Source organism: Planococcus sp. A6, assembly GCF_028823615.1.
Lineage (GTDB): Bacteria > Bacillota > Bacilli > Bacillales_A > Planococcaceae > Planococcus.
The window spans coordinates 23,706-30,960 of sequence record NZ_JAPEHT010000030.1 but is presented as its reverse complement, the minus strand read 5'-3'; the positions used below and the strand labels follow the sequence as shown (position 1 = coordinate 30,960).

General features: G+C 49.0%; 8 protein-coding genes. 1 reads left to right on the top strand and 7 read right to left on the bottom strand.

Annotation, left to right across the window (positions count from 1 at the left end; translation table 11 throughout):
* Nucleotides 1-4 precede the first annotated feature (4 nt).
* From ON064_RS06605 to fadH, 6 genes are all read right to left on the bottom strand, one after another.
* On the bottom strand, nucleotides 5-1,120 hold the full coding sequence (locus ON064_RS06605) for an N-acetyldiaminopimelate deacetylase (protein ID WP_274624151.1): 1,116 nt from the start codon (nucleotides 1,118-1,120) through the stop codon (nucleotides 5-7).
* A gap of 11 nt (nucleotides 1,121-1,131) precedes the next feature.
* Nucleotides 1,132-1,845: a 2,3,4,5-tetrahydropyridine-2,6-dicarboxylate N-acetyltransferase gene (gene dapD / locus ON064_RS06600; protein WP_068463084.1), complete on the bottom strand. Its 714-nt coding sequence runs from the start codon at nucleotides 1,843-1,845 to the stop codon at nucleotides 1,132-1,134.
* Nucleotides 1,846-1,911: 66 nt separating this feature from the next.
* The gene (locus tag ON064_RS06595; protein ID WP_121297820.1) at nucleotides 1,912-2,787 is read right to left on the bottom strand and encodes a transcriptional regulator CcpC; all 876 of its coding nucleotides are present in this window, start codon (nucleotides 2,785-2,787) and stop codon (nucleotides 1,912-1,914) included.
* On the bottom strand, nucleotides 2,777-4,252 hold the full coding sequence (locus ON064_RS06590) for an MDR family MFS transporter (protein WP_274624150.1): 1,476 nt from the start codon (nucleotides 4,250-4,252) through the stop codon (nucleotides 2,777-2,779). The genes ON064_RS06595 and ON064_RS06590 overlap by 11 nt, the downstream gene beginning before the upstream one ends.
* 64 nt (nucleotides 4,253-4,316) lie before the next feature.
* Nucleotides 4,317-4,760: a cyclic-di-AMP-binding protein CbpB gene (gene cbpB, locus ON064_RS06585; RefSeq protein ID WP_058383441.1), complete on the bottom strand. Its 444-nt coding sequence runs from the start codon at nucleotides 4,758-4,760 to the stop codon at nucleotides 4,317-4,319.
* Between the two features lie 100 nt (nucleotides 4,761-4,860).
* On the bottom strand, nucleotides 4,861-5,622 hold the full coding sequence (gene fadH / locus ON064_RS06580) for a 2,4-dienoyl-CoA reductase (RefSeq protein ID WP_274624149.1): 762 nt from the start codon (nucleotides 5,620-5,622) through the stop codon (nucleotides 4,861-4,863).
* A 128-nt stretch (nucleotides 5,623-5,750) separates the two neighbouring features.
* On the opposite strand from fadH, the gene ON064_RS06575 reads away from it, so the two are divergent.
* Nucleotides 5,751-6,212 (top strand): YkyB family protein, encoded by a 462-nt coding sequence (locus tag ON064_RS06575; protein WP_121297823.1) that lies wholly within the window; start codon nucleotides 5,751-5,753, stop codon nucleotides 6,210-6,212.
* Nucleotides 6,213-6,249: 37 nt separating this feature from the next.
* Here ON064_RS06575 and ON064_RS06570 read toward each other — a convergent pair whose 3' ends face one another.
* Nucleotides 6,250-7,119 carry an NAD(P)-dependent oxidoreductase gene (locus tag ON064_RS06570; protein WP_274624148.1) on the bottom strand — a complete coding sequence of 290 codons (870 nt, stop codon included), beginning with the start codon at nucleotides 7,117-7,119 and terminating at the stop codon, nucleotides 6,250-6,252.
* Nucleotides 7,120-7,255 lie beyond the last annotated feature (136 nt).

The following is a 7,255-nucleotide window of genomic DNA, read 5'->3' as shown; positions in this document are numbered from 1 at the left end:
TTTTTTATCGTTGCTTAAAATAATCGTAAATGAATTGTGGCATGAACGATAGGATTCTCTCGTCCGGCATCAGTTTTGAATGATGCAAGCCGTAATCGGAGCCGGCCCCTGCCCAAAACATCAAAGACGGCAGCCGTTCGGTGAAGTAACCGAAATCCTCACCTGTCATGGCCGCTTTGCTGCGGACAGCTTGTATGTCCGGAACATCCTGTGCATAGCGCAAAAATGACTCAGCAAGCTGTTCATCATTGTCCACTTGGCGATAGTTCGCTCCGTAATCGATCGACACTTGGCATTCATAGCCTTCTTCAATCGACCGGCACAGCGATTCGACGCGTTTTTTTACGCTTTCCATCGACTCAGGCGTCAAGGTGCGGATTGTCCCTTCCAGGCGTGCCCGTTCAGCGATAATGTTCTGCACAGTGCCCGCAGACATTTTCCCGACCGTCAAAACGGCCGAATCCATCGGGTCGACATTGCGGCTGACGACTGTCTGCAATTGCATCAATAAAGCCGCTGCTGCCACAGCCATATCGCGCGTCTGATGCGGGTATGCGGCATGGCCGCCTTTGCCGTGCAAATCGATGAACAATTCCGATGTGTTGGCAAAGAGAAGACCAGGTTTAGTCGAGACAGTGCCGACCGGCAGTTCAGGTGCAATGTGCAAGGCAAAAAGTTCATCCGGCAAGAGATCCGGACGCTCTTTTTCAAGCCATGCCAAGAGCGGCTGTGCGCCGCCCGGCCCCTCTTCTGCAGGTTGGAACAAGATCACTGCATCGTTATCAAGCGGATGTTCAACCAACTGTTCCAGCAAGCCGAGCGCGACTGCCATATGGATATCGTGCCCACAGGCATGCATGAACCCTTCATGGCGTGAGGAAAACGGCAATGCGGTTTCTTCAAGGATCGGCAAACCGTCGATATCCGTGCGCCAACCGATTGTTTTCTCAGGCGACCTGCCCTTGACTTTGACCACGAGTCCTGTGCGCCATTCAACCAGCTCGATGCGGTCTGGGGCCATTTTGGAAATGATGTCTATTAAGTAACTTTGTGTTTTGAATTCCTGAAACCCGATTTCTGGAATTTCATGCAGTTCTCTCCTGATTTGAATAAGATCCATAGGAAGGCCTCTTACAGCTGGCGAAGTTCTTGCTTGATTTCCGTTTTCGAACGGGTTTTTTCATCCATTAGCTTCAACACACGTGCTGGCGTGCCGCCGACAACTGCGTTTTCAGGCACATCTTCGATGACGACAGCGCCTGCTGCGACGACGGAGCCTTTGCCGATGCGGACGCCTTCCAATACGACTGCGTTCGCGCCGATCATGACATCGTCCTCAACGATTACCGGTGTAGCAGATGCAGGCTCGATTACGCCAGCAAGTACAGCGCCAGCACCGATATGGCAGTTTTTCCCGACTGTCGCGCGGCCGCCCATGATGACGCCCATGTCGATCATCGTGCCATCGCCGATGACAGAACCGATATTGATGACAGCGCCCATCATGATGATGCAGTTGCTGCCGATTTCTACGTTCTCGCGGATAAACGCACCTGGTTCGATGCGCGAATTGATGTTTTTCAAGTCAAGCATCGGGATCGCTGAGTTTCTGCGATCGTTTTCCACTACAGAATCTTCGATGACGGAGGCATGCTGTTCAAGTGCTTTTTCCACTTCAGCCCATTCGCCGAATACTGTTGCATGATTGCCTTCTCCGAATACTTTCGAGCCTTCGCCAAAATTAAGCGCAGCTACGCCATCACCTTTGACATATACTTTTACAGGCGTCGATTTCTTCGCATTCTGTATGTACGAAATAATTTGATTTGCATCCATTTGTTCCATTGATTAAAACCTCTTTCTCTCGTGTAATGGTGTTATTATATCTGATTCAGTATAATAATACATCCTTTAGCTTAACAGAGTGGCATGTTTTTTGACAATATCGACAAATGCCTCGACCTGCCTTAACTGGAAAGACGATTCATAGCCGATCAGCCATGTATCCCGTGTCAACTCCAGTTCCTGTTCACTATTCGTCAGCGGCATCGTGTGGACATCCTCTGCGCCTGTCAAGGTAATCGAGGGCAAAATCGCATAGCCGATGCCGTTGACGGCCATCTGCTTACAGGTCTCAATCTGGTCCACCGTGATTTGGCGCTTCGGGTTGGAAGCGAAATGCTTTTGCCACCATTGCTGAATTTCCTCGTAATAGGTCGAATCGCTTTTAAATTGAATAAACGGCCGTTCAGTTTTCATCACTTCTTCCAGCGAACTGATTTCTTTGTCGACCAAGTACAAAGTATCTTTAAACAAATGAATTTTTGGGCCTTTCCAGTCGGTCTGTCCCCGGACGATGCCGATATGGGCTTCACCGTCGTACAAAGCACGGACAATTTCAGAGCTCCAACCGGTGATCAATTGCACTTTCGCTTCCGGATACAGGGTAATGAAATCTTTCAACACTTTTGGAAGCCAGTTCTGGCCGATGATCGACGCACAGGCGATTTTCAAGGTGCCATGCACTTTTTCGCTTAAGGTATGCAGCTGTTCGAAAATCTCTTCTCGGCGTATTACCGCTTCCTTTGCGTACTGAATGACCAATTCACCGGCTGGAGTCGGCGTCAGCCCTTTTTGTGAGCGCACGAACAATTGCTGGCCCCACTCCTTTTCAATCGATTGCAGCCGCTGGGACAAGGCAGGCTGCGACAAGAAAAGCCGCTCTGCCGCTTTTCGCATATTGCCTTCTTCAGCGAGTACTTTAATGATCATTTCTTCATTTGACATCCGGTTTCACTCCTTTCAATCCGCGCAATCCGAAAATCAGCAGGAAACTGACCAAAGCGCAGAGAAATGCAATGCTGTAAACATTGCGCAGCCCGAAAGCCAAGGCTTCCTGCAACACCAGCTTATCCGCTTCCGGCAACTGCACGCGGCTATCGATGCTTAAAATCGAGTTGACGGATTCCAGCGATAAATTGCTTGAATCGTCCAGCCGGTTCAATAGTGAGCTGTTCAATATGCTGCCAAGAAGCGCTACGCCGATCGTGCTGCCCAGGTTGCGCATGAACATATTAGAAGCTGTTGCCGCTCCCCGCTTGTCATATGACACGGCGGATTGGATCGAGACGATAAAGGCGGTGCTGGTCAATCCCATCCCGACACCGACGAAGAAACTCGACATCCCTGCCCATAGCGGACCGAACCCCGGCTGCATCGTTACAAACAATGCCGTTCCGATAAGTAGGAAAGAGCCGCCAAGAAGCGAGGTACGGAAATAGCCGATGCTGATCAAGAGCCTTCCTGATAGGACAGAAGCGATCGGCCATCCGATCGACATTGTCGTCAACGTGAAGCCGGCAATGGCTGCTGGCTGTTCCATGACGCCAGTCACATAAGCCGGCAGATAGCTGGAAATGCCGATCAATATAATCCCTGTCGCGAGCGAAACCAAATTCGCATAGAGAATCGCGCGGTTTTGCCATATTTCAAACGGCATCATCGGATCACTCGACGCGCGTTCTGCTTTGACAAACCAGAACATGAACAAAGCGCCGATAATGGCAAGATAATAAGAAGGAGCTGACAGCCAGCCAAAAGACACGCCCCCTTCGATAAGCAGATACAAGACGCTGCTAAGTGCGATCGTCAAACACAAGGCACCCCTGTAATCGACTTTCGCCCGCTCTATGCGCACCGGTTCTTTCAAATAAACTAAGATGCCGAGCAGCGACAAGATCCCCAGCGGCAAGTTGACCCAGAATACGTATTGCCAGCCGATGGTCGCTACCAACACACCGCCGATGGCAGGGCCGGCGATAGCCGAGATGCCCCAAACGCTGGACAAATATCCTTGGATCTTCGCCCGTTCTTCAGGAGAATAAATATCCCCTACGATCGTCGACGCGATTGGCATGATAGCCCCCGCTCCCGCCCCTTGGATAAAGCGGAAAGCGATTAATTGCTCCATCGAATCCGCTAAACCGCATAACAAGGAACCAATTAAAAACAGCAGCATGCCGAAAGTGAAAACCGCTTTCCTGCCGAGGAGATCAGCTAATTTCCCGTATAACAGCACCGTCACCGTGCTCATCAGCAAATAAGCGGAAAATACCCAACTGTATTTCGAAAACCCGCCGAGGTCTGCAGCAATGCTCGGCATCGCGGTCGAGACAATGGTCGCCTCAACTGCAGAAACGAACATCGCCAGCATGACCGCAATCAAGATGAGCGGGCGTTTCGTTTGTTCCATAGTGATCCCTTCTTTCAACCAGCAGAAAAAAAGGCCTCAATGGATGAGACCTTTTTCAGGGTAATTATCGTTTGAACTGGTAAAGTTGTTTTTTCAATTGCTTCAAGACAATCCGTCTTGTCAAAATCCCCATGAACATTCCATCGTCATCCACTACACAAAGGAAATTCTGGTCGATCACCAGATCCAAAGCTCTTTGGAAGCGGTCATTCAAATGGATCAGCGGCAGGTCGGTCTGCATAATCTCTTCGACTCGAATATCGCCAAGTTTCTCATACTCTATATGGTCCATTCCAAGAATGGCGTCTGTGATGCGCTGGGCATTAATCAAGCCGTGAAACCGGTACTTCGCATCCAAAACCGGGATGGCTGAATAGCCGGTCTTCGTCAAAACCAATAAAGCATGCTCGGCACTATTGCCGATTTGGACATGTGCTACTTTTTCGGACGAGATGACAAATTCTTCGATCGGGGTTTCAAGAAAATCTTTGCTCGGTAATGAAATCATGTGCTCTACTCCTTTTGCATCGCATGGTCTGATGCCGAAACACTTCGATTACATCATAACATAACACGATTCCCGAAACTATTTAATTGGGTGTTTTGGCTTAAAAAGGGAATTTATTCAACCACTGTCCACCGTCTAAGGTCACGATTTCCCCATTCATATAAGCCGCTTTCTCTGACATGATGAACGCTGCCAGATCTGCTACTTCTTCCGGTTTTCCAAGCCGGCCTAAAGGAACAGATTTCAAGGTCCGCTGCATCGCTTCTTGAGATTCGAAAAGTTTATCTGCGCCCCCAGTGCGTTCGATCGGGCCAGGAGCGATCCCGTTGACACGGATGCCGTATTGCGTGCCCCATTCAACTGCGAGGGTCAGCGACATGACGCCCGCTTTAGCGGCGGCGGAATGAGCGACGCCGGCTCCGGCATTCCAGGCATACGTTGCCAGCATATTAAGTATATTCCCCTTTGTGCCATTTTCAATCCAATAATTGCCGACGGCATGAGAACAAAAGAAAGTCCCATTCAAGACGATATCAATAACAGAGCGCCATCCATTCGGTGATAATTTTTCTGCATGGACGATGAAATTCCCCGCCGCGTTATTAACAAGGCCATCGATCCGACTGAATTTCTCATGCGCGAAATTGACCATCGCCTTGGCATGTTCAGGTTCACGCACGTCCATCTGGAACGCTTCCGCCTGTCCCCGCAGCCCGGACAATTTCGTCAATGACTCATTCAATTTTTCCATATCCCGCCCTGTAATGATGACGTTTGCTCCTTCAGAGGCAAATTTTTCTGCCATATGAAAGCCCATCCCACTGGAGCCTCCGGTCACGATTATTGTTTGTTCACTCAACATCTCAACATCCCCTTTTTTTGGATCATTTCCTGCAGTTCGGCACTGGATTCGGTTTATGTACAGTGACTGAAAATTTTGATATGATGAACAAAGACTGATCAATCCACTATTGCGAAAGGAATGAGCCCATGTCCCAAACGACGAAAGATTCGGAAATCGCACAAGCTATTTTCACTGTCAACCGCCACGCTAAGACTGCTCCAGACAATCAATTTCTGTATGCATTAAAAAAGCAAGCATTGAATCTGATGATTCAACAAAAACGGGCACAAAAACTGGGCCTGCACTTCAGTAAAAACCCCCGAAAAAGCCAACAACAATCATCTGTCCTCGTGAAATGCGGCAATTATTATTTCCACATGCTCCCCAAAAAGGAAGATTTCCATTCGCTTGAGCATTTTGGAGACTTGGATGAATCCTATCGCAACCCACCGAGCCGCATGAACTTGAAACATGCAAAAGAATTGCTTCAAAATTACACCGGGCTGGAGGCGCCGGATAAAAAGCCCGCTATCTCGGCTTTTTCCAAACGCTACGAACCGAAAGAAATGAATCGTTTCTATTCACCGAAAAAATCTTATTTTGATTGAGCCGGCCGGCGGTCCTGTACTGCCGGTTTTTTTGTGCTTATTTTTCCGCAAAATCGAAATGGCGGATCAATGCTTGGGTGCCTAGATCCCCATCTCCTGCACGTTCCAATTCCTCATAAATCCCGAGTGATAATTTCAGCCCTGGAAGGTCCAGGCCCCATCGCTCGGATTCCTCTACCGCTATTTTCATATCCTTGATGAAATGCTTGATGTAAAATCCTGGACGGAAATCGCCTTCGATCATTTTCGGGGCTAAATTCGACAATGACCAAGATCCGGCTGCACCAGCTGAAATGGAGCGCAATACGTTCTCGGGATCGAGCCCTGCTTTTTTCGCGTATATAAGAGATTCACAGACACCCAGCATATTATTGGCGATATTGATCTGGTTGCACATCTTTGTATGCTGTCCCGAACCCGCAGGCCCTTGCAAAATGATATTGCCCGCAAACAAACGAAACAGCGGAAGCAAGCGATTGAAAACCTCTTCTTCGCCGCCGACCATGACAGACAGCACTGCATTCTTGGCTCCTATGTCCCCTCCAGAGACTGGCGCATCCAGGGCATGCAAGCCTTTAGCGCGTGCAGCGTCTGCAATTTCCTGCGCTAGCTTTGGCTGGGAAGTAGTCAAGTCGATGAGCACCGTTCCTTCGACGGCATTTGCCAACAAGCCGTTTTCCCCGAAATAGATTTCTTGCACGTCCGATGGGTAACCGACCATCGTAAAGATCACTTCCGCATCTGCCGCTAGTTCCTTCGGATTGTTTTTCCAAGATGCGCCTTGTTCGAGTAAATCCTCAGCTTTCTTGGCCGTTCTCGTAAATACGGAAAGTTCATGGCCGCCCTCCAGCAAATGGCGTCCAATGCTATTGCCCATGACCCCGGTACCGATAAATCCAATTTTCATTTGATTGCCTCCTTTATATTCCCATAATAGCAAAAATCATCAGTCTATTCACTCTTCTTTTTTGGCATAAAAAAAAGGCCGGTCCATAAAGGGCCGACCACAAAAGGGGGAAATGAGAATGTTGCTGTGTTCAAGT

What these genes read in the sequence shown, in the direction of transcription:
- ON064_RS06605 (WP_274624151.1), bottom strand. Translation starts at nt 1,120, where the DNA reads ATGGATCTTATTCAAATCAGGAGAGAACTGCATGAAATTCCAGAAATC.
- dapD (WP_068463084.1), bottom strand. Translation starts at nt 1,845, where the DNA reads ATGGAACAAATGGATGCAAATCAAATTATTTCGTACATACAGAATGCG.
- ON064_RS06595 (WP_121297820.1), bottom strand. Translation starts at nt 2,787, where the DNA reads ATGTCAAATGAAGAAATGATCATTAAAGTACTCGCTGAAGAAGGCAAT.
- ON064_RS06590 (WP_274624150.1), bottom strand. Translation starts at nt 4,252, where the DNA reads ATGGAACAAACGAAACGCCCGCTCATCTTGATTGCGGTCATGCTGGCG.
- cbpB (WP_058383441.1), bottom strand. Translation starts at nt 4,760, where the DNA reads ATGATTTCATTACCGAGCAAAGATTTTCTTGAAACCCCGATCGAAGAA.
- fadH (WP_274624149.1), bottom strand. Translation starts at nt 5,622, where the DNA reads ATGTTGAGTGAACAAACAATAATCGTGACCGGAGGCTCCAGTGGGATG.
- ON064_RS06575 (WP_121297823.1), top strand. Translation starts at nt 5,751, where the DNA reads ATGTCCCAAACGACGAAAGATTCGGAAATCGCACAAGCTATTTTCACT.
- ON064_RS06570 (WP_274624148.1), bottom strand. Translation starts at nt 7,119, where the DNA reads ATGAAAATTGGATTTATCGGTACCGGGGTCATGGGCAATAGCATTGGA.